Source organism: Thalassomonas sp. RHCl1 (genome assembly GCF_947387555.1).
Classification (GTDB): Bacteria; Pseudomonadota; Gammaproteobacteria; order Enterobacterales; family Alteromonadaceae; genus Thalassomonas.
In genome coordinates this window covers 638810-663798 of sequence record NZ_CANDNZ010000001.1, presented here as the reverse complement: position 1 = coordinate 663798, position 24989 = coordinate 638810, and the positions used below count along the sequence as shown (strand labels likewise).

The 24989-nt window shown below is 45.4% G+C and carries 19 protein-coding genes; 8 read left to right on the top strand and 11 right to left on the bottom strand.

Annotation, left to right across the window (positions count from 1 at the left end; genetic code table 11):
- Window positions 1–145: 145 nt before the first annotated feature.
- Window positions 146–1843 carry an RluA family pseudouridine synthase gene (locus tag QL234_RS03065; protein ID WP_281556377.1) on the bottom strand — a complete coding sequence of 566 codons (1698 nt, stop codon included), beginning with the start codon at window positions 1841–1843 and terminating at the stop codon, window positions 146–148.
- A gap of 190 nt (window positions 1844–2033) precedes the next feature.
- Here QL234_RS03065 and QL234_RS03060 point away from each other — a divergent pair, with 190 nt between their 5' ends.
- The 5 genes from QL234_RS03060 (at window position 2034) to QL234_RS03040 (ending at window position 9026) form a co-directional block, all read left to right on the top strand.
- Window positions 2034–2738 (top strand): response regulator transcription factor, encoded by a 705-nt coding sequence (locus tag QL234_RS03060; protein WP_281556376.1) that lies wholly within the window; start codon window positions 2034–2036, stop codon window positions 2736–2738.
- Window position 2739: 1 nt separating this feature from the next.
- A complete protein-coding gene (locus tag QL234_RS03055; protein WP_281556375.1) occupies window positions 2740–4074 on the top strand; it encodes an ATP-binding protein in 1335 nt (444 codons plus the stop codon).
- 120 nt (window positions 4075–4194) lie between these two features.
- A complete protein-coding gene (locus QL234_RS03050; RefSeq protein ID WP_281556374.1) occupies window positions 4195–4662 on the top strand; it encodes a DUF2141 domain-containing protein in 468 nt (155 codons plus the stop codon).
- Complete coding sequence (locus tag QL234_RS03045) at window positions 4662–5852, top strand: efflux RND transporter periplasmic adaptor subunit (protein ID WP_281556373.1); 1191 nt, start codon at window positions 4662–4664, stop codon at window positions 5850–5852. The genes QL234_RS03050 and QL234_RS03045 overlap by 1 nt, the downstream gene beginning before the upstream one ends.
- A gap of 3 nt (window positions 5853–5855) precedes the next feature.
- Window positions 5856–9026, top strand: coding sequence for an efflux RND transporter permease subunit (locus QL234_RS03040; RefSeq protein ID WP_281556372.1), 3171 nt, complete (start codon window positions 5856–5858; stop codon window positions 9024–9026).
- On the opposite strand, the gene QL234_RS03035 is transcribed toward QL234_RS03040, so the two are convergent.
- Window positions 8995–9891: a LysR family transcriptional regulator gene (locus tag QL234_RS03035; RefSeq protein ID WP_281556371.1), complete on the bottom strand. Its 897-nt coding sequence runs from the start codon at window positions 9889–9891 to the stop codon at window positions 8995–8997. The two genes, QL234_RS03040 and QL234_RS03035, sit on opposite strands and share 32 nt — an antisense overlap.
- 94 nt (window positions 9892–9985) lie before the next feature.
- Here QL234_RS03035 and QL234_RS03030 point away from each other — a divergent pair, with 94 nt between their 5' ends.
- Window positions 9986–10585, top strand: coding sequence for a short chain dehydrogenase (locus tag QL234_RS03030; RefSeq protein WP_281556370.1), 600 nt, complete (start codon window positions 9986–9988; stop codon window positions 10583–10585).
- Between the two features lie 77 nt (window positions 10586–10662).
- Here QL234_RS03030 and QL234_RS03025 read toward each other — a convergent pair whose 3' ends face one another.
- From QL234_RS03025 to QL234_RS03015, 3 genes are all read right to left on the bottom strand, one after another.
- The gene (locus tag QL234_RS03025) at window positions 10663–12657 is read right to left on the bottom strand and encodes a TonB-dependent receptor (protein ID WP_281556369.1); all 1995 of its coding nucleotides are present in this window, start codon (window positions 12655–12657) and stop codon (window positions 10663–10665) included.
- Window positions 12658–13044: 387 nt separating this feature from the next.
- Complete coding sequence (locus QL234_RS03020; protein ID WP_281556368.1) at window positions 13045–13725, bottom strand: PEP-CTERM sorting domain-containing protein; 681 nt, start codon at window positions 13723–13725, stop codon at window positions 13045–13047.
- A 49-nt stretch (window positions 13726–13774) separates the two neighbouring features.
- The gene (locus tag QL234_RS03015) at window positions 13775–14041 is read right to left on the bottom strand and encodes a hypothetical protein (protein WP_281556367.1); all 267 of its coding nucleotides are present in this window, start codon (window positions 14039–14041) and stop codon (window positions 13775–13777) included.
- Between the two features lie 707 nt (window positions 14042–14748).
- Here QL234_RS03015 and QL234_RS03010 point away from each other — a divergent pair.
- Entirely contained in the window at window positions 14749–15033 is a 285-nt protein-coding gene (locus tag QL234_RS03010) for a SymE family type I addiction module toxin (protein WP_281556366.1), read from the top strand.
- 236 nt (window positions 15034–15269) lie between these two features.
- On the top strand, window positions 15270–15623 hold the full coding sequence (locus tag QL234_RS03005) for a YciI family protein (RefSeq protein WP_281556365.1): 354 nt from the start codon (window positions 15270–15272) through the stop codon (window positions 15621–15623).
- Between the two features lie 3 nt (window positions 15624–15626).
- Here the strand turns inward: QL234_RS03005 and QL234_RS03000 are convergent, their stop codons facing one another.
- The 6 genes from QL234_RS03000 to hscA all read right to left on the bottom strand — a co-directional run bounded on the left by QL234_RS03000 (window position 15627) and on the right by hscA (window position 24969).
- A complete protein-coding gene (locus tag QL234_RS03000) occupies window positions 15627–16901 on the bottom strand; it encodes a sigma-70 family RNA polymerase sigma factor (RefSeq protein WP_281556364.1) in 1275 nt (424 codons plus the stop codon).
- A gap of 110 nt (window positions 16902–17011) precedes the next feature.
- Window positions 17012–18940, bottom strand: coding sequence for a hypothetical protein (locus tag QL234_RS02995; protein WP_281556363.1), 1929 nt, complete (start codon window positions 18938–18940; stop codon window positions 17012–17014).
- Window positions 18941–18942: 2 nt separating this feature from the next.
- Entirely contained in the window at window positions 18943–20841 is a 1899-nt protein-coding gene (locus tag QL234_RS02990; protein WP_281556362.1) for a hypothetical protein, read from the bottom strand.
- A 29-nt stretch (window positions 20842–20870) separates the two neighbouring features.
- Entirely contained in the window at window positions 20871–22319 is a 1449-nt protein-coding gene (locus QL234_RS02985) for a hypothetical protein (RefSeq protein WP_281556361.1), read from the bottom strand.
- A 445-nt stretch (window positions 22320–22764) separates the two neighbouring features.
- Window positions 22765–23103 (bottom strand): ISC system 2Fe-2S type ferredoxin, encoded by a 339-nt coding sequence (fdx, locus tag QL234_RS02980; protein ID WP_281556360.1) that lies wholly within the window; start codon window positions 23101–23103, stop codon window positions 22765–22767.
- Window positions 23104–23106: 3 nt separating this feature from the next.
- Window positions 23107–24969, bottom strand: coding sequence for a Fe-S protein assembly chaperone HscA (gene hscA / locus QL234_RS02975; RefSeq protein ID WP_281556359.1), 1863 nt, complete (start codon window positions 24967–24969; stop codon window positions 23107–23109).
- Between the last annotated feature and the right edge of the window lie 20 nt (window positions 24970–24989).

The following is a 24989-nucleotide window of genomic DNA, read 5'->3' as shown; positions in this document are numbered from 1 at the left end:
GAGCAAGCACAGGGAGTTACCTGCCGGTGAAAGCTTTACTAAACAATATAACGTTAAACAGGTATTGAAAAAGTCATCATCAGGCAGCCAGTAAATCGGCTGCCTGTGTTATGGAAAAATTCAGGAATGGGAAATAAAAACGGAATTAGAATTGTGCTTCAGCAGTAAAAGACATCACTTGTTTGCTTCTCGGATGCTGCAACTCCAGCAACTGCGCATGCAGGTGCAAGCGCTCACCTTTATCGCCATAAAGATCATCCCCTAAAATCGGCAGGTTTAATCCCAGAGGGTGGGCACAATGTACCCGCAGTTGGTGAGTACGACCGGTTTTCGGATAAAGATAAACCTTGGTCCTGTTATTCGCCCGCTCTTTCACCTCCCAGAAAGTCTCTGCCGGTTTACCGTATTGCTGGCAAACCAGCTGCCTTGGCCTGTCATCAAAATCGGTGCGCAGCGGCAAGCTAATGGTGCCGCTTTCCTGTTGCAGCTCCCCTTGTGCTAATTCTCCTTGTAACAGGGCTTGATAACGCTTTTTCACACTGCGCTCAATAAATTGTTTTTGCAGGTTTTTATGGGCGCGCTTATTTAAGGCAATCACCATAAGCCCGGAAGTAGACATGTCCAGGCGATGAACAATCAAGGGGCCGGTAGCAGCGGGAAACAGCTGTTTCATCCGGCTATAAACAGAATCGGTTATGCTCTTACCCGGTACCGACAACAAGTCTGCCGGCTTATTGATCACCAGCATATCGTCATCCTGAAACAGGATATCTATGGCTTTATCTATCGCAGGATTGTTCAGCAGCGGATTTTCATCCATCTCGATACCTTCCAGCATATGGCCGAGGATCGGCTGGCATTTCCCCAAACAGGCGCCGTAGAAGTTTTTATGTTTTCTGATCTCTGATTTTGGCGACTGTCCCCACCAAAACTCCGCCATGGCTACAGGTTTCATTTGCCATTTAAAGCAATACTGCAACAGCTTGGGAGCAGCACATTCTCCGGCCCCTGCCGGGGGAGTCTGGTAGGCGGTATCACGGAACATATCGGCCAGATTTTTCTCAGCCCCGTCTTTATTTAAAAAACGATACTGTTGAAATAATTTTTGCTGCAGCTGCGCAGATAACACTTTGCGTTTATCTTTTAATTGCCCGATTTCATCCGTCAGCACAGCTAACTGCTGCCGGATAAGATTGACTCTTTCTTGCCAATAAAATTTTAAATCTCTTAAACGGTTTTTATCCCTGACACTTTCACGGCTAAGCTTTTCCTGCAAAATGCTAAAGTCAGCCTCATTCAGATTATTTGCTGCCTCAGTCCTTTGCGCTTTCCTGCTTTTACGCCCGGCGATCATTTCTTGCCGGTAAAGCTCAATGGCATCATTTTCCGCTTGTAACTCACCGGATAGGGCAAGATTTAGTTCGGCAATTGCCGGATTGGCTTCCAGCAGTTCCAGCTGATCATTAATATCATTGATCACTAGCTGTCCCTGATGGAAAAAACTATCTTCAGCCAACATATCAAACACCGGCGGCACAAAACCCGGCAACAAATTTTGATTGGCCAGCTTACCGGAAAAAGCCGATAAATAGCCCAGCTTCCCATCGGCATTTTCCACTACTAAGACCCCGAACATTTTGCCGATCACCATCTCGGGATCGCCATTGAGGCCAAAGTTATGCTGCCACAGCTTTTGTGTTGCCAGGTGCTGTTGCAGCTCTTTCGCCGCAAGCAAACACAAGGGGTGAGGCTCATAATAAAAGGGAAAGGTAAAACGCTGCGGTAAAGCAATGTCATCTATCGGTTGGTTAAATGGGGTAAAACAAGATTCGGGGGACTGCATAAGGTATAGTGTTATGAAAAACTGCCGCAAAAAGCAAAGCATCAATATTGAGATGGGCAATTCTACCCTTTCGCCGAAGATATTTCTAATAGACAGGCGATAATTTAAGCTCAGCTTTGTTATGGAGCGACTTGTCTCTCACCTCTCCGGGCGGTATGGTTAAGCCTTTAGAAACTTTTAAAAACAAGAAATGACACAGACCAATATCATTCTCGTTGAAGATGACCTGAGACTGGCAAACCTGATCTGCACTTTCCTGACCAGTGAAGGTTTCGCTGTCAGCCACGAAGTCCGGGGAGATAATGCCGTCGCTCTGATCACTGACAGCAAACCTGATTTAGTGATTTTGGACATGAATCTTCCGGGGTTAAACGGCCTGGAAGTGTGCAAAGAGATCCGCCGTAGCTACCGGGGTGCAGTGATCATGGTTACCGCCAACGACGATGAATTAACGGAAGTCTCGGCATTAAATTTTGGCGTCGACGACTTTATTGCCAAACCTATCCGCCCCCATGTCCTGCTCGCACGCATCAATGCCCTGTTCAGGCGCAGCCAGCAAAACATTACAGCGGAGCCTGAGCATCAACTCAAGGTGCAAGATATCATGCTGGATAAACAAAACCGGCAAGTCATGCAGGGGCAGCAAGCCGTTACCCTCAGTGATGCCGAATTCGACGTACTGGCGGTTTTAATGGAAAACGCCGGGCAGATATTAAGCCGCTCGCAATTATTTTATGCGGTGCGCGGCATTGAATATGACGGCCTGGACAGGTCGCTGGATATGCGGATATCAAGTTTGCGTAAGCAATTAAATGACCTTAAAGCTCCCCATAAATATATAAAATCGGTGCGCGGCAAAGGTTATCTGTTTATTACCCAAAACCGGAACAGCTGACGTGATCAAACTTTTTATCCGCTTTTATATCGGCATAACACTGGCAGTTGTCGCCGCATTAACGGCAGGTTCCATCTTCCTTGACAGCCAATATCAGCAAACCTTGGCCCAGGATCACCGGATGCATTCACGCGCCGTCAATGACCTGGTCAATATCACCTTAAAGCAATACCCGGTTGAGCAGTGGCAAACCCAGCTTAATCTTTTGCAGCAAAAATATCCCTATCAATTAACCTTTATCCCCCGGGATAAGTTAACGGCAGAGCAAAAAGCCCAGCTGCAAAGCAAAGGCATTGCCATTACTATCAGCACCGGCATAGTAAGCGATGACGCCACCTTATATTACCCGGTAGCGGGCACTGACCAGGTGCTGCGTTATGTCGCCAAAAATGCTACCAATCCGGAATATGACTGGCTGTTTGTCGCTTCTATGCTGCTGTTGATGTTAATGCTGGCCTTTGCCGTTTATTGGCTGGCAAAACCGGTTTCACGCCATATCAACCAGCTTGTATCTGTCAGCCAAAAAATCGGCGAAGGCCAGTTGCAGGTACGCGCCGATACCCGGGCCCCCTACCCCTTAAATGAACTTGCCGCCACCATGAACAACATGGCCAGGAAAATAGAACAATTACTGAAGCAACAGGAAATTATGACCGGCGCCGTTGCCCATGAATTACGTGCTCCCCTGGCCAACCTGCGTTTTGCCCTGGACATGACCCATTCCCTCAAAGACATCAAGGCACTGCAACAGCATTTAACTGACATGGATCAGGACATAGATGATATGGGGCAGTTAATTGATGAACTGCTCACTTATGCCAGGTTAAACAGCTCCCCGCAGCCGGTTATAAGCGAAGACATTGATATCTCTGTGCTATTAAAGAACCTACAGGATAAACGCAATAAATTACTCCCCGGCATTCATATCGAACTGCTTGAGAAAACCCCGGTTAAGCAAAACAGACCGTTAACGGGCTCAAAAAGCGATATCACCCGGGCACTCACCAATGTGTTGACCAATGCCCAGCGTTATGCCCAAAAACACATCTACATGGAATTAACACTTGCTCCCCCCTGGTGTCACATTGCCATAGATGATGACGGCAAAGGCATAGCCCCAAAAGACAGGCAAGACATCTTCATGCCCTTTAAACGCCTGGAAAGCGGTAAGGAGCAGCAGACGGATATCACCGGCAAAGGTTACGGCCTGGGGCTGGCGATAGTCGAGAGCATTGTGCTGCGCCACGGCGGCAAAGTAGCGGTAGAGTCCAGTGCGCTTGGCGGTGCACGCTTCGTGCTGAGCTTTCCTTATTCTTCAGAAGAAGGTAACAATTAAAAAACAAAGGATTATATTATTTAGCTGACAATCGCTGACAAAACTCAGACACAACTGCTAACGATCCCCCCGGCTTTTTCCCGGATAATGACGGCAACTCAAACCAGGTAGGAGCTTGCCGTGAAAACCTCTCTTTATTGTATTATTACTTTATCCGCTTTATTGTCATCTGCCGCCTTTGCCAAACCTTTTCAGCAAGAAGAATTGGTAAACCTGAGCATTAGCATAAAAAATATTCCCCAGCTTAAAGACAATAAAAACACTGCTGAAGTTGAAATCTCCCTGCTGGCAAATGCCGCACAGTGGCAATTAGATCAGCCCCCTTTTAAAGTCATCCGGCTGCCCGCGAACAGCATTGAACTTAACCATACCTTCACCCGCTTGCCTGCAGGCCGCTATGCCCTGTTTGCCTTTTTCGATGCCAACAATAATCAGCAACTCGACGAAGACTGGCTCGGCATTCCCGAAGAAGCCTTTGCTTTTTCCGGTATGTCCTCCCTCGACCAGGAACTTAAATTTATCGAAGCCAGCTTTATTGTCAGCGAAAAAGAGCAAAGCAAAACCCTAACCTTGATAGAGATGAATTAATGAGTACCGCAAAGTTAAAAGCAAATAAAAGGCGGCAATGGCTGACGGCGGGTGTAGCACTTGTGGTCCTGGTTTTTGCTGTGCTGTTTCTGTTTGAACCTCAGCAAAGCGCTGTCGCCAGAGATCCTGATACATTAAAACCACCGCTAGTTTCAACCATAAGTGTCAACCCACAATCGTATCAGGCAACAATCACGGCCCTGGGAGAAGTCCGGGCCAGGTGGCAAAGCCAGCTACGATCTTTTGTCCGTGGTGAGGTGATTGAGCTTAGTCCGGAATTTTTAGCCGGTAACCGGGTTAAAAAAGGCCAGCTATTGCTGAGCATAGAAAACAGCAGTTACCGGGTACAACTGGCCGAGGCCAAAAGCCGGTTGTCCAACGCCCGGGTTAACCTGCTCGAAGCCCAAAGGCAGATGAAGCAGGCCAAGAGCAACTGGAGATTATCCGGGGTTAAGACCAAGCCGGATTCAGAGCTGATCTTACACCAGCCGCAGTTAAAAGTGGCCAAGGATGAATGGCAGGCGGCACAGGCCGCGGTCGCCGCCGCCGAAAAACAGTTCAGCTATACCCAGGTGGTCGCCCCTTTTGACGCCACCATTATCAGCCGCTCGGTCAACCCCAATGAAACCCTGGAAGTTGGCCAGACGCTGGCGGAATTGATCCGCAGCGACATCCTAGATATTCCCGTGCCGTTAACCCAGCAGCAATGGCAGCTCTTGCCTGAAAACTGGCAGGGCCTTAGTGCCAGCCTTAATTCTCTGGCATCTGATTTAAGCTGGCAGGCAACCCTGTCCCGCAGCACCGGGGTTATCGATCCGCAAAACCGCCAGCGCACCATCATCTTAACCGCATCGGCAGACCATGAGCTGGTGTCCGGGCGTATGGTGGAAGCGCAGTTGCCGGGAAAAACCTTCGAGCAACTGCTTAAGGTACCGCAAAGCGCCATCACCCGTGACGGCTATCTCTGGCTGGTGGACAAAAGCAACCGGCTGCAGCGCATCCGGGCAAACCAGCTCTTCACTAAGGATGGTTTTAATTTTATCCGTAAACCCGATAGCCGCTTTGCTGCAGAAACCCTTAAGGGGCAGGTTTTATATCAGGTGGCAGTGATGCCATTGTTGAGTTTTCTGCCGGGTAGCCATATCAGCCCGGTGCAGCAGAAAGATCACACTTTAACGGCCAAGAGGTAGGGCATGCATTTTTTAACCAACTGGTTCACTAAGAACCCGGTAGCCGCCAACTTGCTGATGGCATTAATTTTAATTGCCGGTTACCTGAGCTTCTCAGGTCTGCGCATCGAAGGCTTTCCGAAAATCGCGCCCAATTCGGTGACAATTTCCGTCGCCTATCCGGGGGCAAGCCCGGAACAGTTTGATATCGGGGTTTCCAGAAAAATAGAACAGGCGCTGGAAGGTTTGCCCGGCATCAAGCGCAGCGCCAGTTTTTCCAGTGACTCATACGGCTTTGTCCAGGTACAAAAAGAGTCCGGCTATGACTTTAACCGTTTTGTCGAAGACATTAAAACCCGGATAGACACCATACATTCACTGCCAAAGCTCGCCGAAAAACCTTTGATCTCCCGGGACGAATTTGATTTTCCCGCCTTGATTGTCCAGGTATACGGCGAGACAGATATTGATGTACTGCAAAAAATCAGCCGCAGGGTAAAAGACGAACTGCTGGCCCAGCCCGAGATCACTAAGCTCAGGCAATGGGGGCAACGCAACCGGGAAATCAGTATCAAGATCTCTCCCGCCCAGTTGCAGCGTTTCGGCTTATCCCTGAGCCAGGTTGGCGAAAAAATCAACCAGCACTCCCTGCTCTATCCCGGCGGGATATTGCGTACCCAGGGAGGTAATATCCGCGTCAGGGGAGATCAACTGGCGGTTAATTTCCAGGATTATGCCCAGCTGCCGCTCAAAGATTTACCCGACGGCTCACGTTTGCTGTTAAAAGATATCGCCACCATAGAAGACGGTTTTGTTGAAGGCGACGGCCAGGTACGTTACCAGGGACAGCCCGCTATCGGCATGGAGCTGATTATCGACCGTAAAGGCAATTTGTTGACGGTAAGCAAAGTGGCAAAAAAGGTCGTTGCCCAAATCAGGCGGGAATTGCCTGCCAATGTCAAACTTGATATCTGGGCCAACCAGAGCAACTATATTTCAGACAGGTTAAGCCTGCTAAAAACCAATGCCATCCAGGGGCTGATGCTGGTCTTTATCCTGTTGGCGTTATTTTTAAACGTCAAACTCGCCTTCTGGGTCGCTGCCGGCATCCCGGTGGCCGTGGCCGGCACCTTTGCCCTGATGGGGCTGGATGCTATAGATTATTCAGTCAATGATATTACTACCTTCGGTATGATCATCGTACTGGGTATTTTGGTAGACGATGCCGTGGTCGTCGGCGAAAGCGTCTACAGCGAACGGGAAAAAATCAAAGACAGCTCCCGCCAGGCCGCCATTCGCGGCACCCAACAAGGGGTTGCCAAAGTCTCTACCGCCACGGTATTCGGGGTGATGACCACAATCGCCGCTTTTTATCCCATGCTGCTGATTGACAATGCCCTGGGCAAGGTACTGGCAAGTTTCGCCGGTGTTGTGATTATCGCCCTGCTGTTTTCCCTGGTGGAAAGCAAACTTATCCTGCCCGCCCATTTAGCCCAGGTGTCGGTACAAAACGGTGGCGAACATATCATTGCCCGGTTATGGCACCGCCTGCAAAACCGGTTCAACCAAGGGCTGGATTATGTCAACCTCAGCTTATATAAACCGCTGCTGGCCAAGCTGTTGCATTACCGTTATGCCACTTTGATCGGCTTTTTCACCTTTGCGCTGTTTGCTATCGGCATGATCAGCAACGGCAGCATTAAAACCGCATTTTTCCCGGATATTCCCGGCAGCCTGATCACTGTCTCCATGGAAATGGATCAACGCAGCCCCTATCGCTTGACGGTAAAAAATGCCGCTATTATCGAGCAACAGGCGGATGTGCTTAACCAGCAATTAATGGCGGAATATGATTTAGCCCTCCCCCCCATCGCCCGGGTGATGACGGCGATTAACGACAGCAGCTCGATGGAAATATATGCCGAGCTACTGCCCGAGGCACAGCGGGGAGCCGGTACGGTGGAAATAGTCAACCGCTGGCGGGCGTTAACCGGCCAGCTCGAAGGCACAGATCTGCTTAATTTCACCGGCTCGGAGTCAACCGGCGGCGGTTTTGCCATTCGTGTTTCCTCCCCCTACCAGGATGAACTTGAGCAGGCGGTGGCGCAAATCAGCCAGTCATTAAGGAGCATTAACGGCGTCAATGACGTGCGCGATGATCTAAAAGGCGGTGCAGCCGAAATCTTTATCAGGCTAAAACCCGGCGCCAGGGCGCTTGGCCTCACCACAGCTATGGTTGCCAGCCAGATAGGCGACGGCTATGGCGGCCTGGAAGTACAAAGGCTGCAGCGCGGCAGCAATGAAGTCAAGGTTAAGGTTAAATTTGACGACCAGGCACGCAATTCCGTCGATGCCTTAAGATTCAGCCGTATCCAGAGTGCAAATGGGAACTGGGTGCCGCTGATTGCCGTGGCAGAGCTGGAGTCTAAATATACCCCGGCAGTACTATGGCGCCGTAACGGCAAACGTTCGACCCTGATCTCTGCCAATATAGATAAAAGCCAGGTCAATGCCATGGAAGTGTTGAACCATATTAAATCCGGGGTACAGCAGCAACTGGAGCAACAATTTGCCGGTATTGAAATAGCCGGTGCCGGGGAATTGGAAGAAGAAGGCGAAATCCGCTCGGGCCTGGTAAAAGCGCTCATCCTCACCCTGGTATTGATATACGCCTTATTGGCGGTACCGCTAAAAAGCTACTGGCAACCCCTGGTGATCATGAGCGTGATCCCCTTTGGTTTCGCCGGTGCCGCCATAGGGCACCTGATCGCAGGGATCGAAATCAGTCTGTTGTCATTTTTCGGTATGCTCGCCCTGGCAGGGATAGTGGTTAATGACTCCCTGGTGATGCTGACCCGCTATAACCAGATGCTTGAGCAGGGCATGCCTGCCAGAGAGGCACTGATTGCCGCAGGATCCAGCCGTTTTCGCGCCATTTTCCTGACCACAGTCACCACGGTCGCCGGATTAATGCCGCTGCTGTTTGAAACCTCAGAGCAGGCGCAATACCTGATCCCTGCTGCGGTTTCTCTGGCCTATGGCGAGTTATTTGCTACTGCGATAACCCTGATAGCCGTACCTGTGGTGTTGAGCATCTTTAGCGATATCGGCGTAAAAAGGGCTGATAAAGCAGACAGCAACACAGATAAATTGCCGCAAGCGGTTAAACCGGTTTATGTTCGAGCAAATAACTGACCAGGGCATTTAAGGCGGGGTTCATCAGGCGGTTCGCCGGATATACCAGGGAAACAGGCGCAGCATCAAATGCATAGTCTTGCAGTACGGGCACCAGCTGGCCCGCATCCAGGTAGTCTTGGGTTAAAAAGCTCGGCAGATAGGCAATACCATGCCCGTCTGCCGCCAGGCGGGCAACGATATCGCCGTCATTAGCCTCGACAAAGGCGTGGACCGCAACCAGCTCTTCTTTACCGCCTTCCCGGTAGCGCCAGCGCCCGGGCAGGCGGTTGGAACTGTCAACAATGCATTGATGCTGTTGCAGCTCTTTCGGATACCCCGGGCTGCCCCGATTTTTTAAATACTGCTCACTGGCGACAAAATTCACCTTCACCTGGCCATAGCGCCGGGCAATAAAGCTCGAATCAGCCAACTCCCCTACCCGGATGGCAAGATCTACGCCTTCTTCCACCATATTGACGAAGCGATTGACAAACAACCAGGAGATTTTTACTTGTGGATGTAACTTCATAAAGTCACTGGCGGCTTTTAAAAAACCTAAACCCGCTGAGCCACGGGGAGCAGAAATCCTGATATTGCCCGCCACTTTTTGCTGCCTCTGGTGGCTAAGATCTTCAAGATTCTCCATACGGGCGAGCACATCTTTAAACTGTTCCAGGTAGTAGCGCCCCTCGGCCGTTAACTGCATTGCCCGGGTGGTGCGATATAACAGCTGACAGGAAAAATGCTCTTCCAAATCAGAAACCTGCCTGCTGATTGCCGAGGCCACTATATTTAACTCGCGTGACGCCGCACTGAAACTGCCTTTTTCTAATACCAGCACAAAGGTTTTCATCGCCTTTAACAGATCTATCTTTCTCTTCATGAGAATAATCATTTCACATTTAGGTTATTTTTCTTATTAGAGTGATTAAATAAACTGATTTCAAGTTAAACAATCCTCTTACTTGGAGAAAAATATGAAAATTTTATTAATCGGCGCCAGCGGTACTATCGGCCAGGCAATCAGCAAAGCCCTTAGCTCGGAGCATGAAGTTATCGCCGCCAATTATTCCGGCGAAGGTTTTACTGTCGATATCGGCAATCAGGCATCTATCAGCGCCCTGCTTGAACAGGTTGGCAAAGTTGACGCCATTGTCTCCAGCGCAGGTTTAGCAAACTTTGCCCCGCTGACCGAGTTAACCAATGCCGACTATGAACTTGCCCTTAACAATAAACTAATGGGGCAAATCAACCTGATACGTTTAGGCAAAGAATATCTTAACGAAGGCGGCTCAGTCACTTTGACTTCCGGGGTATTATCACGCGAGCCTATGCCGGGCAGCGCTGTTATCAGCATGGCGAACGGCGCACTGGAAAGCTATGTAAAAGCGGCGGCACTGGAGCTTGATAATATACGTTTTAATGTCGTTGCCCCGATATTTGTCAAAGAGACCATGGCGATGATGGGCATGGATACCGACGGCGGCCTGTCGGCACAAGATACCGCCAAAGCCTATGTTGCCGCAATTACCGGCAGCATGCACGGCAAAACTTTAGATGCACCGGATTACGTATAAGGCTACCAAAGAAGATAACCTTATCAGCACAAGCATCTGCTATTGAGTTACTTTCTACGCCCGGTATTTATACCGGGTTAATATTGATAACTCAGGCTCAAAAATGCGCTGCTGCTCTCACGGCCGGGCAAGGTATTGATAGGGTAAAAAACCGGGGTATCGTTAGGCTGGTAAACCTCTTGATCCAGGATATTTTTCAGCTCCAAAGACAAGCGCAAAGCGGAGCCGTTGTTAAATAGCGCCAGCTCCTTGCTCGCCTTTAAGGTAAGCCAGTCAAAACCTTCGGCAGGCGGGTTGACCAGTTCGCGGTTAGCATCAAAGAGAATCGAATCGTGGTAATTGGAATAATGCAGGTTGTACAAACCGAAAGACCAGGTATTGAGGTTATAACCTAAACCCAGCTTCCATGAATAGTTTGGGGCAAGGTTGGTATTGTTAACGCCGTTGCCGTCTTTATTTGTTTGCCATGCCCCGGCAAACTCCAGATACCAGTTATTATCGATTTCATATTTAAATTCCAGCTCGACTCCCCGGGAAGTCATGCGTCCCTGATTTTTATTTGCCAGGGGAAAGGCAGGATCGCCGGTCGGCACCAGTGAAATCAGATCCTTTTCTTCACTGTGGTAGTAAGTCAGGGTAAACAACCTGTCTATCCCGCGGTAAAATAGCTGTACTTCTTTGGTGGTAATTGTCTCCGAGTCGAGATCCGGGCTGCCCATTTGTATCCCCGGGGTTTCAATAGAGCGCTCCCCGGCAGTCGGCTGACGATAAGCCTGGCCATATAAGAATTTCACCGCCCACTTATCATCAAAGTCATACAATAAACCAAACCTGGGCACAAAATCTGACTTATTGCCTGCCCCTCCCAGCAGATCAAGTGAGGTCACATATTGACCGGCAATGCTGTAGGAAAAAGCATGGTAAAATGGTTGCTGAAATTGAAAATAGAGGCTGGCATAATCCTCGCTGCTGTCGGGAATGGTCGCTGCATCAAAGATCTTCCGCTTTTCATAGCTTAACCCCGATATAAGGCTGGCACTGTTTGCCAGCTCGGCAAAGACATTAACTTCATACAAACTCAGGCTAAACGGGGATTTGATCCTGACGAACTCATCGGCTACGCCGTCGCTGCTCCACTCCATGGTTTTTTCGATATGAGTGATATGGCTTTCCAGGCGCCAGTGTTTATTAAATTCATGGTGATAGCTCAGGTTAAAAAATTGTGCCGGATGCACTTTTGACCAGGGAATATAATTTTCCTCAGGCGCGTCCCAGTAATTGCCAAAGCGCTCTTGCCGGCTATCGTAGTAACTGAAGGACAGGTCTTTATACGCCAACTGCACATGAAAGGTTTGCTCTTCCTGGAAGGCTTTTCGGCTATATGTCTGCAACTGAACCGGATCAAACATTTTTGCATACCAGCCCCCGGTATCATTGAATAAGATATTCAAAGCAAACTCAAAGTTATCCTGCCGGTACTGGTAACTGCCGTCGAGTAATTTAGTATCAAAACTGCCGAGGGTTAATTTCTGCAAGGCCTGCCAGCCATCCCGCCTGGCTTTTTTAGTAATAATATTAAACACCCCCTGGTAGGCATTACTGCCATAAAGTACCGAGCCCGGTCCCCTGATATATTCAATCCGCTCGACAGCACTAAGGGGCATGGAAGTATATAAACTATGGGCGCCGCTCATGTTGCCAAACGGGCGGCCGTTAATCAGGCCTAAATGCTGAGAAAGGGAAATCCAGGGTCTGCTGCCCCTGGTACTGATACTGGTCAAGACGCCAAAGTTACTGTTAACGGAGACAATCCTTTCAAGGATTTCATATAAATTTTGTCCGCCAAACTGCTCGATTTGCGCACTGGTGATAATGGATACGCTGGCATGGGCGTCGTGTAATGATTCTTCAAACTTCGAGGCCGTGGTCACCTTAATGTCCATTAACTGTGCCAGCGATAATGAATAAAGGGATTTATTATCCAAATCAACGGTGTTTTGCTGCCCGGCAACAAGCATAGAACAGCACATACCGGCAACGCTCAATATAAAGGTGAAGCCCTTGTTTCTCATTGCTGCCCGATAACATACGCACTGACTTAACCTAAAATTAGCACAATTCAGCCCCTATACCATATCCGTCATGAATTACTCCATGACACCAGCTTATCTTATTGACTTTAAGCTATTTTTCACCCTTGGAATCCGCTTCGTTCCCCCTGAGAAAGCAACGCTATTGCGAAATAAAACAGCATGACAATAAATGTCGTGGAAATAATATCGCGCCAGGGAGATAAAAAGGGGCACTCACATCAAAGGCTATCCCCTTTTCCAACAATCGATGGTTAAATGAAAACTATGATTAGCAGACACCACCTGTTATGTTAAACAACAACGGAAGGCAAAAAATGCTCAATTTAAACGAGAAAAATCAGCCCTGTGGAACGCTGTACTGCAATTTTATTGTTTTATGGCTCTGCGTGACAATAACCCCATAACGCCTAATGCAAATATAGCAAGGGAAGAAGGTTCAGGTACATCAGCCAGGTTCCCGGCAATTTCAATATTATCAATAGCTAAGGTTTGCCGGCCGGAATAAAAGTTTGCACCGCCAAAATTATCTTTTACCCTGATTTCATCGAAGCTGTCGCCACTAAAACCCAGGTAATTTATCGAATCTTTGAACAAGGCAGAGCTGCCTTTTAAGATTAATAACCCGTCATTATAGATCTCAAATAATATTTCCGTGGTGGAAACACCACCGGTACCAAAATTGAAACCGACACTGCCAAAATCAGAGCTATCGCTTAAGGTTATTGAGGTATAACCGTAGTCTCCACCACTAGGGTACCAGCTGCTATCCCCCTGCGCTCCGGCCCAGTCATGGTTTGCCCAAATCCCGCCATAAGCTCCACTTTCGCCATTGATTTGCTCCACCTGAATTAAATCTTCTACATAAGGGCCATTGATCCCGGTAAAAAGTCCACTACTATCAATCACCATTGACTCAAATCCGTTAAAGTGAGCTCTGCTGGTGTCATCAATATAATCATCTGTATGCACAATAATACCGGCATTGGCAATATTGCTCAGTATCAATGCTAATGCCGCAGCAGTTGATTTTACGTATTTGAATTTCATTATTTCCCCTTGTGTGACGTAAATTATCGTTATGTTCTTAAATCCGGTATTAATATTGACTTTCACCGCTTTGATTCAGGTCTGTCGCCATCATTAACTCATCCTTTATACTATAATTTTCCGGAATTAAGACCTCCCCATCCGGGGTAGCTGCGGGTGTCTTATTGGCATAAAAATTGACTAAACTTCTGAGCTTTATTGCTGGTAATAAAGCCCTGTTGCTTTTTTGTTTTTCGCTAATATAAAGACGGGCAAATAAATCTTTCACCAAACCTGAAATACTGCCTGTAGCAATCGCTGTTATATACCACATCATTTAACAGATATGCCGTGTAATTAACTGCTATGGCGAATGAGCTGCATGCCATTAAAGCGCTTGATCGTATTGAATGTTAAAGAATTAGAAAAAAACCCATGAATTGGCCACCAGTTGAGTTGGGACCATAGCAGCATAAAAATGTAAGCCAATGATGTACAAGTAAATATCAAAAACAGGCTCTATGCCTTACATGATGTCGATATCAAGATGACTAAGGCCCAAAATAAGAGCCCTTTACACGAAGAGTAAAGCTTATAACCACAAGAGATAACCGATGATTTAATTAAACAAGAACCAACACGGTTTTTACATAAGCCGGGGATTTCACCCGCCACTGCCATACTTCAGCGCTTACCCGTTTCCTTAAACAAAAAATCTCACTTTTATCAGGTGGTAACCCTCCCATTTTTAACCGAAGTTAAACACAGAAATCAGGCCGCTATCAGTGCTGGCCTGCCATTACTCACAAATAACATATCCAGCCTCGTTTATTGCAGGTATTAATCTAAAAAACAACCAACTTACTGTTGCTTTATCCAGTAAGTTGGTCTTTCATTAAAGGTGCCTCTGAGCAACAAAGGAGGGCCCCTTCACCAGTATTTTTATCCATTCGCGCCCGTAAAGCGCCGTAACAATAGCCGCAATCCCTGAGTGACAACACACCCAGAGATTGCTAACCATAAAGAACTTTAAAGGAGTTCATCATGGCTGATTTTAATCATACGCCAGAGCCAGGCTCGGCAAAAGTAAAATATCCCGCCTCACGCCAACTTACGGTATTGGAAACCATCTGTGAGACCGCCGCTAAAACCCGCGGAGTTGGCCTTAACTATGTGCCTGTAGTGCTTGAACCTTATATCGTCTTAAGAGGCAAGTGGCTCACTCAGGCCGGTTTCACCGTAGGACAAAAGCTCACTGTGACTGTTAATCAAGACGGACTAAGGATAACGCCAAGCCTGGCCTCTCCCAGTCAGGCAACTACTTCTTAACGAATAAAACCGGCTATTGCGCCCCGGACCTGAGCAGTAGCCGGTTCCTATAGGCAACACAGGGCATTAATACCTTCAACAGAACAATAACTCCTGTGTAAAAAGACTTTGCTACCCCAGCCATTTTTAGCCAATAAAAAATTTATTGTAATAATTGTCTCCTTTTTTCTTCTTCATCCGTCATCAGGGTATCGGTAGCAATTTATCGATAATTAAACTTACAAAGGAGATAAAGAATGAAAGATTTTATGCTGATATACAAAGGCGGTGATCCTAAGTGGCTGGAAAACACCAGTCAGGAAGAAATGGCCGCTTCTATGGAGCGCTGGGGTGCCTGGATGGGCATGCTGCAACAAAAAGACCAGTTAGTTTCCGGAGGTTCGCCGCTGCACTACTGTGGCAAGACATTAACCAAAGACGGCGTTGTCACCGACCTTTCCACTGCCGAAATCAAAGAACTGGTTTCAGGTTACTCCATAGTTAAAGCCGGGGATATAACCGAAGCCATCGCCCTTGCCAAAGAATGCCCGATTTTCAACTATCCGGATATCACGATAGAAATCAGGGAAGTGATGGAAATCGGCGAGTAGCGTTTACTGGCTACTTTCATTTAACAGGCGCTCCACCTGAGCCATCATTAGTTGCTGCTCATGTGGCGTGCCGCCTAAACTTATCGACTGCTCAGCAAAGATATAGGCTTGTTGGGCATTCCCCGCCTTGGCATTAAAATGTGCCAGTATCGCCGGCGGCAGGTGCGAATGTTTTAATATTTTGTTCTGCTGCAGCTTTTCTACCTTTTCTATCGCCTGACTAAGGTCGCCCGCATAACCGATAGCAACCGCCTGATTAAGTTCGGCGACAGGAGAAGCTGTGATGTCAATCAGTTGCTGATAATAACGAATAATCACCGGCCAGTCAGTCTCACTAAAGTCAGTGCACAGGCAATGCTCACGGGCAATTTGAGCTTCGATAAGAAAGCGGCCTGAAGCACCGCCCCTGACAGCAGATGCCGCAGATAAAATTCCACTGGCAAGGGCAATGCGTTTTTGCTCCCACAGGCTCCTGTCTTGTAAATCAATAGAAATATTATTTCCATCGACATCCAGACGAGATTCGGCCCGGGCAAGATGGAAATGCATCAGAGCCAGCAAACCTAAGGTATCCTGATTAACCATATCAGCTTCGTCAGCCAGTAAATTGACTAAAGCGATAGCTTCATGACAAAAGTCAATATTGATCGCTTGTTTGCCGTCAGAGCTGTGAAAGCCTTCATTAAAAAATAAATATAAAACGGTATGCACAGTATCCATGGCCTGGGCTAATTTTTCCGGCTCGGGAAAGGTAAAGCTATGGCTCTTTAATTTTTCACGGGTGCGCAATAAACGCTTTTTCACGGTCGCTACCGGCAAAACTAACGCCCTGGCGACGGCAGGAATACTGAAGCCACATAAGGTTTTTAAAATAAAAGGCAGGCGGTTTTCCGGCTTGATATCTTCATGACAGCACATAAAAATCATACGCAACTGATCATCTTTTATTTTCTCTTCCTGAAATTCCTGCTCCAGGGTATTGTCCAAGGTCCATTCACTGGACAGATAAAACGATAACTCTTCAGAAAACTTCAACCGAGTTTTGTTTGACCTGATAACATCGAGTGCCTGGTTTTTTGCCGTGCGCATCAGCCAGGCTTGCGGATTATCCGGTAATGACTTCTTCCGCCAATGGATTAAAGCCTTACTGAAAGCTTCCTGAAGCACGTCTTCAGCCAAAGATAAGTTATGGGGACCAAAAATACGTGTCAGTACCGCAAGCAGCCTGGATGACTGAGTTTTATATAACTTATTTACTAAGGTTTCGATTTCATCCATATCGCTGCTTTTAAAAAAAAGGGTAATAACATCAAATATTATTACCCTTTCTCTTTAAATTATAGCCTAACTACTTGTTAATCGTTTTCAGACACCATATTGGTGATATGCTAACTTTTATTTGGAGCTAAATTCTCCACCATACTCTCTTGCAGCGCGGTTAAACTTGAATGATAGTTATTGAGTATTTCTTCGATAACTAAAACGGCTTGATTCGGTAACTGTACAAGCTTGTCTTGTTTGGCTGTTAATTCAGTTTTTATAGTTGTGACTTCAGCAATTAATTTTTGCTGTTCTTCGATACTGGCTTTGTTTTGTTCTTCAAAGTTTGCAAGCTCTGTTTTTGCAATGCTTAACTCGGCTTGAATATTTGCCAAGTCATTACTGGCAGTGACAAATGTATCATATTGCTCATTTGTAGGTTGTTGAGTATTAACTTGTTCGTTTGCCGTTTTATATTTTTCCTGCGACTCTTCTAATTTAATTTCTAATTTAGTTATTTTGCTTTTCTTAGCAGTAAATTCTTTATCTATATCGCTGAACTTTTTATCAGTATTATCTATTTGTTTTTGCTTTGTTTTGAGTAAATCTTCTAGCTCTGTAATTTTTGTATTAAGCAGCTTTATTTGACCTTCATATTCTCTATACGTTGATTCTATGCGCTGCTTTATACGTGACTCCATGGTGTTAGCAATATTGTCATCAATATTTGCATTAGCTCCAAAGACTAGGTTTTGGCCTTGTTGTACTGACTGTTGTACGCCAGCAATATTGTCAATAACGTTGTCAACAGAAGTCATTTTTTTTGCTAATTTTGCTGCACTGGTAAACAAATTAGTGCCGATAATTTTATAAGCGTCAAGCATTTCTGATGGATCGTTGTCGTAATTTTTAAGATTCCAGTTACCTATATCATCTTTTGCGAAGACCATATTGACTTTGCCTTTCCCTTGAGCAAATGCGGTATTTATTTTTGACCAATTGTTATCATTAATGAGTCGTTCAATCATACGAGTTCGGCTTTGAGTTGACCATTGCCTGTTTTTTCTTGGTGTTGCATTTAACCACTCGAACATGTTTAGGTAATCTGTTCCTTCTGAATCGCGTAAAAAAACACTTGTAGGTAAAAGCTCGGCTAAGTCCGCTCCTTTCTCTTGTTTGATTATAGCGTCAGCTCTTGCGGTTAATTCGTTGCCAAGTTCAGCTGCTGTAACGGCTGCTCTTGCAATAGAAATGCGGGTTCGTTTAGAGGTAGGCATAACAGCAACTTGCGTTGCCGCCCAATGTTCAGCCCCCTCAGAGAGCAGCTTGCCGACATTGGCTATTTGCGTTAAACATTCCATTGACTCTTTATTCATTTGACCATTATTCGATACGTTTTCGACTAAATCCTCACGGCAACCCACGATACCAGTCCGTTTAATATAGTTTAAGACGTGTAAGGTATTAAACTTTACATCGCTAAGCAGAGGGCATACTTGGTGTTTGGCATCATTATTTTTTGTTGGGATAGCGGCCATGTCTTTCGTCCAGTAAAACTGGGTCATGCCATTTTTTTCGTAATAATCTCGGTTTAACTCTGCGTACTTAGTTCCACTTCTGTGAGGCGATAGCTGCTTGTAGTTTTTTATTGGAAAAATTTCAGGTAGGAGTTTTCTTGTTTCGCTTGGAAACATATCCGACACAGCCAGATTTTTTAACTTTTCATCAATATCTGTTCTACTGCTATAGGGGAAATTTGAGTTTACCGTATCTTTTGAGCAACGCTCAAATGTATCTCCCGTACTTTTATCATCGTCTAACTCTACCTTAGAGCCGAAGCAGCCTAATCGGCATTGGCTGATATGTATGGCTCTGGTTAAGTTGCCCAATACATGTGAGGTTATATTTACTGTGCTAACTAATTCTGTTTTTTGTACTTCTATGCTTTTACTTAAAGGGCCATTGTATACTTCAACTTCGATACGCATAGAGCCATCAGCACTGACTTTAGTAATGAAGAGAAGACTTAATAAAATAATTTGATATAACTTTTTCATCCTTAATCTCCCTTGCAATTTGACAGCTTAATTGGCGTGCTTTCGTTTTCTGTTTGTAGTTTTTCTGTAACTTTGTCTACAAGTTCGCATAATGCGTTGAGTTTTTCCTCAGGTTTGGCGGTAAGTAAATTATTTTTTTCAGTAGTGAGTTGCTGCTGTGCCTTACTCAGTCGTAACTCCGCTTTAACGATAGGCAATAGATTCGGTTCATTTGATTGGTGTGCATTGAGTACTTGTTGTGATAACTCTTTTAAAACATTGGTAATAGGAGAGTTATCGGAATACATTGCCATAACAAGGCGTTCGTCTTGATTAAAGGTACGCCATCCTTCAGGACCAAGTATTTGAAAGCCTTTTCTTTTATTTGCTTTACCACATCTGATTTCTTCATTCTGTGATAGTATTTTGGTGTCACCAGATGCATTGCTCATTACTGATGTGCCCGTAGCAATGGCAAGTTTGTTATTCATGGCATTTTTAAGTGACGTTAGTGTCGCCGATAATGGCCCAGACTCAGGATAGTGCACATGTTGAACTGCACTAGCTATTAATATTTTTGTAGATTCTTCTAATTGTTTAGCAATATTTTTTTTATTTATTTTGGCGTAAACGCCAGTAGCTTCAGGCAATGCTTCAAAGTTTACGTCTAGAGGAGTATTTTCGGCTCTAGTAGCAAGCATACTGCTAAATGCAAACAGTGATTCAATTTCTAGTGTGAGTTGTTCTTTTATTTTTGTTCTAATCTCATCATTGATAGGCGTTGTTTTTTCTTCACCATTGATTTCTTTTAGTTTAAATTGATTGTTTAGCTCGATAAATAAACTTTCGAACTCACCTGTCAAGTGCTTAAGAGCCATGTTGTTAAGTTGTGAGTAATAGCCTTCTGCAAGTAGTTGAGCAATTAGTTTATCTTTATTGTCGATAGTGACAGTTTCTGTTTGAATATTACCCAGGCTATTTATTGCTTTATATTTTTCTATAAGCTCTGCGGTATGCAGGTGTTTTTCTGCATCTCCAAACTTAACCTTAGTGGTTAAGCTTTTAATCATATTATCCCAAGCTTCTTTAGCATTATCTTTATTGTCAAAGATGTTTTCTGGTAGGCTGGTGCTGTTTACCTTTGTATTAATATTGTGTTTTAATTTGGTTTTGATGCTATTTAAAAGCCATAACCTGCTTACGGAATTTAATGTATCCTGTGCTTTTTGTGAATTTTCGCTAAGCAGCTCTGTTTGCTTTTGCGTAATTGCAGTTTTGATTGTAGTTATTAAATTTTCATTTAGTTTATCCAGTACTTCAGTTTTATTTTTTGCAAAAGCCATATCCATATTAGAGGTTAAACTACCATTATCGATGGCAGAAGTGGGATTTATTGTAGCATTCAGTGCAGCGGTTAAGTTGTTATTAAGGTCAAGTTCTTGTGAATTCTTATTGTCGCCCGATAACGCAAGATACTCTTTTTGAAGTTCTTTATAATCTTGCCATGCCTTCTTTTGTTTAGCTTCATTTTGAGTTTCATTTTCTGAGACAAACCTGTGCCTACCTATCTCCTTGTCATAAAGAACTGATGCGCCAAGAGGATCTAGTTCCCAACTCTTTAATATACCTGATTCAAATTTTACTTTATTTTTAAATGTACTGGATTTACCTGTCATTTTAAATCGATATAAGCCGCTTGTTTTAGGGTAGTGCTGCGCAGTAGGTTCATTTGATGACTGGCAATAGTCAAAGACTCTAAAGTAATAAGTAGTTCGAAATGCAACATCGGTATCTTGATATCTTGGATCTTCACCTGTTCTTACGTGATGTTCAGGAGCAACTGAGCAACTTACAAGAAAAACAACACTTGCTATACTGGTCAATAATAGGCGGGGCTTAATTTTTGTTTTTACTATTGTCATTACTATCTTCCTGTTATTTAGTACACTAACTAATAGAGTTGTAAGGCGCTACGTAATGCTTTTAAATGCTTATCGTCAGCTATAGTCGACTTCCAGTATTCAGTATGGGTAAACCCGTCCTTAACATATTCATAAGAAATTTTAATTTCTTTAATGGGTGTGTGTTCGTTATTTTTAGGTGGACTTAGGGTGGACTTATCAATATTTAGTTCTGAATAGCTAAAATTACTGCTGACGGGACCTGATATTAGGTCGCCTTTGATCAAACATTCATAGGTCATATAAATATTAGTCCACCTGACTGGCGCAAAAACGGCGCCATGGTGTAAGTATTTCTGATCATTTACCTGATAAGTCCAGTACTTGTTCTCTGGTATGGGGGGAGAAGTCGGGTATTCTCTATCTAGCTTACGCTTGATAAATTCTTTATTGCTATCAAATAGCAGAATGTCTGCATAAGTAAGCGGACTGCCTAATGTAATAAAGTCAGAAATCAGCCAATTGTTTTTACCTGATTCTTTGAGAGAGTTAAACAAAGCAAACTGTTTTTCTCTATAGCTTTCTTTATCAAACTCATCAGTACCACAGTCTTTGGATAAGCCTTCAAGTGCCTCAATTAATTCCTGTGATTTCTGAGATAAAGGAGAGGTATGTGTTTTACTGCCTTTGGTGTATTTAAACTTGTTGTGCCGCGCCCATAAATGGTTGATTATGTCGTAAGCTATGATCGAGCCCAAACTATGTCCTACTAAAACTATGCGTTCATAATCCCCTGTTTGATGAATTCTTTCGAGTAATTCTATGCCGCCTTGACGAATTTGCTGTCTAATATGGATATTAGCGGGTTGAGCCTTAACGTAACGGGCAACATCACCAAAATATTTTGTGGCAAAACACTTGAGTTTATTTAGACCAAACAGAACAGCTAATTCGACTCCTGAAATGAGTGCTTTTAACAAAGTGGCCGTCAATCCTTCACAATTTGTAGCTATATATTCAACGCCGCAACTCCAGATAACTACACTTAATAATGCTGCTAAAACTCCCCCCCATAATACAAGCCATAAGCGGCGAAGTGTATTTTCGTGCCGCTCATATTTACTGCGAGGGCACCAAAGAAGAGTAGTAAACCAGCCGATAAAATGTTCCCATTTGGTATTAACGGTGTGATGAGCCCAATAATATTCATAAAAATCTACTCGTTGTACTTTTTTATTCTTAGTTTTTATCTTCGGACTGTTGGTGGTAAGCCTGCGTTGTTCAAACGATTCACTCACAGAACTTGGTTTATTCCAAAAGTGTTGCTTCTCAATAGCTGGATCTATTTTCCATACATGGTGTACAAATTCACGTATTGTTGCCATAGGGCGTTGCTCACCCATGCCATGAATTACGACTACGGCTTGCTTTTTACTGGCGCTATTTTTTGTATTATTGGGTTTGGTTGTTTCAGAAGTTAGGGTCGATTCTTCAGTCATTGCTCACTCCATTGGTAGCAACACTTTACTCGCCTATTGGTCAATACCCCAAAATGTTTAGAGCGGTTGTTTTTTATACAATTATATAATGGGTTTATATGCTGTCAAGCTCTTAGGACATTCTGCTCTTTCAATGTTAAACTTTGTGAAAAAGTTAACTACACCACGACTCAACTTAAAACCGTTTTTTAAACAATACTTCCATTTAAAAATGGTGAAAAAGCCGAAGACATAATGTTATAAATCCATACTAGTTCTTTCTTGTTAGTTGCCATTGTCAAGTGAACTTTCTTGATTAGTGTCTTTTGTATAGTGTCTACTTTGAAAAATATTCACTTAACCTCTACAAACGATTTAACTGTTTTGACTTTAAAAACTACAGACATTAAAAAAGGGTAATAACATCAAGTATTATCACCCTTTCTAAATTGTCGCCTAACTCATTTTAATGGTTTTCAGACACCATATTGATGGTATATTTGGGAATTTCCACCACTAAGTCTTCATCGGCGACGATTGCCTGGCAGCCTAAACGGGATTCAGGCTCCAAGCCCCAGGCTTTATCCAGCAAGTCATCTTCAAGTTCATCGCTTTCTTCTAAAGAGTCAAAACCTTCACGGATAATGACATGGCAAGTAGTACAGGCGCAGACCTTCTCACAGGCGTGCTCAATACCGATATCGTTTTCCAGGGCGGTGTTTAACACGCTGTCACCCGTCTTAGCTTCAACCACGGCCCCGTCAGGGCATAATTCTTCATGTGGAAGAAAAATAATCTTAGGCATAATTTAAACCTCGTCTACCGAATGACCGGCTAATGCAGTGCGTATGGAAGCATCCATGCGGCGTTCTGCAAAAGTCGCGGTACTCTGATTTAATTTCTCAATTGCCGCTTCAATATCGGCAACATCTGTTTTTTGGCTGATTTCATGTAAATCTTTAATATTGGCATCAATCAGCTGGCGCTCTTCATCGCTAAGCAATTTGCCGTCTTCCAGCAGGGCCGACTGTACCGACTCTATCACCCGCTTGGCTTCAACCTGCTGCTCTTTGAGCATCCGCGCCTCTATGTCTTCCTTGGCATGACTCATGGAATCTTTGATCATATTGGCAATTTGGCTGTCGTCCAGACCAAATGAAGGTTTGACTTCGATACTGGCTTCAACCCCGGTGGATTTCTCCATCGCCGAAACATGTAACAGGCCATCGGCATCAACTCTAAAGGTGACCCGGATATGGGCGGCGCCCGCGGTCATCGCCGGGATGCCTCTTAATTCGAAACGCGCCAGCGAGCGACAGGCATCCACCAGTTCACGCTCCCCCTGCAAGACATGGATGGCCATCGCCGTCTGTCCGTCTTTAAAGGTGGTGAACTCCTGTGCTTTGGCCACAGGGATAGTGGTATTTCTCGGGATCACTTTTTCCACCAGGCCGCCCATGGTTTCCAGTCCCAGCGACAAAGGAATAACATCAAGCAATAACATATCGCTGTCGGGTTTGTTGCCCGCCAATACGTCTGCCTGAATGGCTGCGCCCATGGCAACCACCTTATCGGGGTCTATCGAGGTCAGCGGCGTGCGCTGGAAATATTTTTCCACTTCACTGCGGACCAGAGGCACCCGGGTAGAGCCGCCAACCATGACCACTTCATGAACCTCATCCACGCTGATACCGGCATCTTTTAAGCTGCGCTTACAAGCCCTTAAGGTTTTTGCCACCAAAGATGAAATAAGCTGTTCAAACGTCGCTTTGCTCAGCTGGGTATTCCAGGTGTTTTCATCATCAAGTGAAAGACTGATTTCCACCGTATCCTGTGCGCTTAACTGCTCTTTGGCAAAGCGCGCCTGTTGCAATAGCTGGCGCTCCATGGAAGCAGACAGCGGACGTGCCAGTCCAGCCTCTGCAATAAGGTGATCAACCAGGCTGACATCAAAGTCATCACCGCCCAGGGCCGAATCCCCGCCGGTAGCCAGAACTTCAAACACCCCTTTGTTTAACCTTAAAATGGAAATATCAAAGGTACCGCCGCCAAGGTCGTAAACCGCTATCACCCCTTCCTGGCCGCTATCAAGACCGTAGGCCACGGCAGCGGCCGTCGGCTCGTTTAGCAGACGTAAGACATTTAATCCGGCAAGCTTAGCGGCGTCTTTAGTGCTTTGTCTTTGGGCATCGTCAAAGTAGGCGGGTACTGTGATCACCACACCGGTTAACTCCCCGCCGAGGGCTTTTTCGGCACGCTGCGACAAGTTTTTTAATATTTCTGACGATACCTGCACCGGGTTTACCGTGCCTTGGCGAGTCTGGATATCGGGATGATTTTCATCACCGCTAAAACTATAAGGCAGGGACGGATATTTGCCCCGTATATCCTCTAAAGAACGGCCGATCAGGCGTTTGGCCGAAACAATAGTATTTTCGGCATCACTGACGGCAAAAGCTTCTGCCGCCTTGCCCACCAGGATTTCCTGAGCCTGGTAGCTGACCACTGATGGCAGGATATCATCGCCATTTTCATCGGCTAAGGTTTCGGTTAAACCGCTTTTGACGCTGGCAACTAAAGAGTTAGTTGTCCCTAAGTCAATGCCGGCAGCGAGTCTGTGCTCGTGAGGTACTGTGCTCTGTCCGGGCTCAGCAATTTGTAATAAGGCCATGGTTGGAACGATTTCCTTTA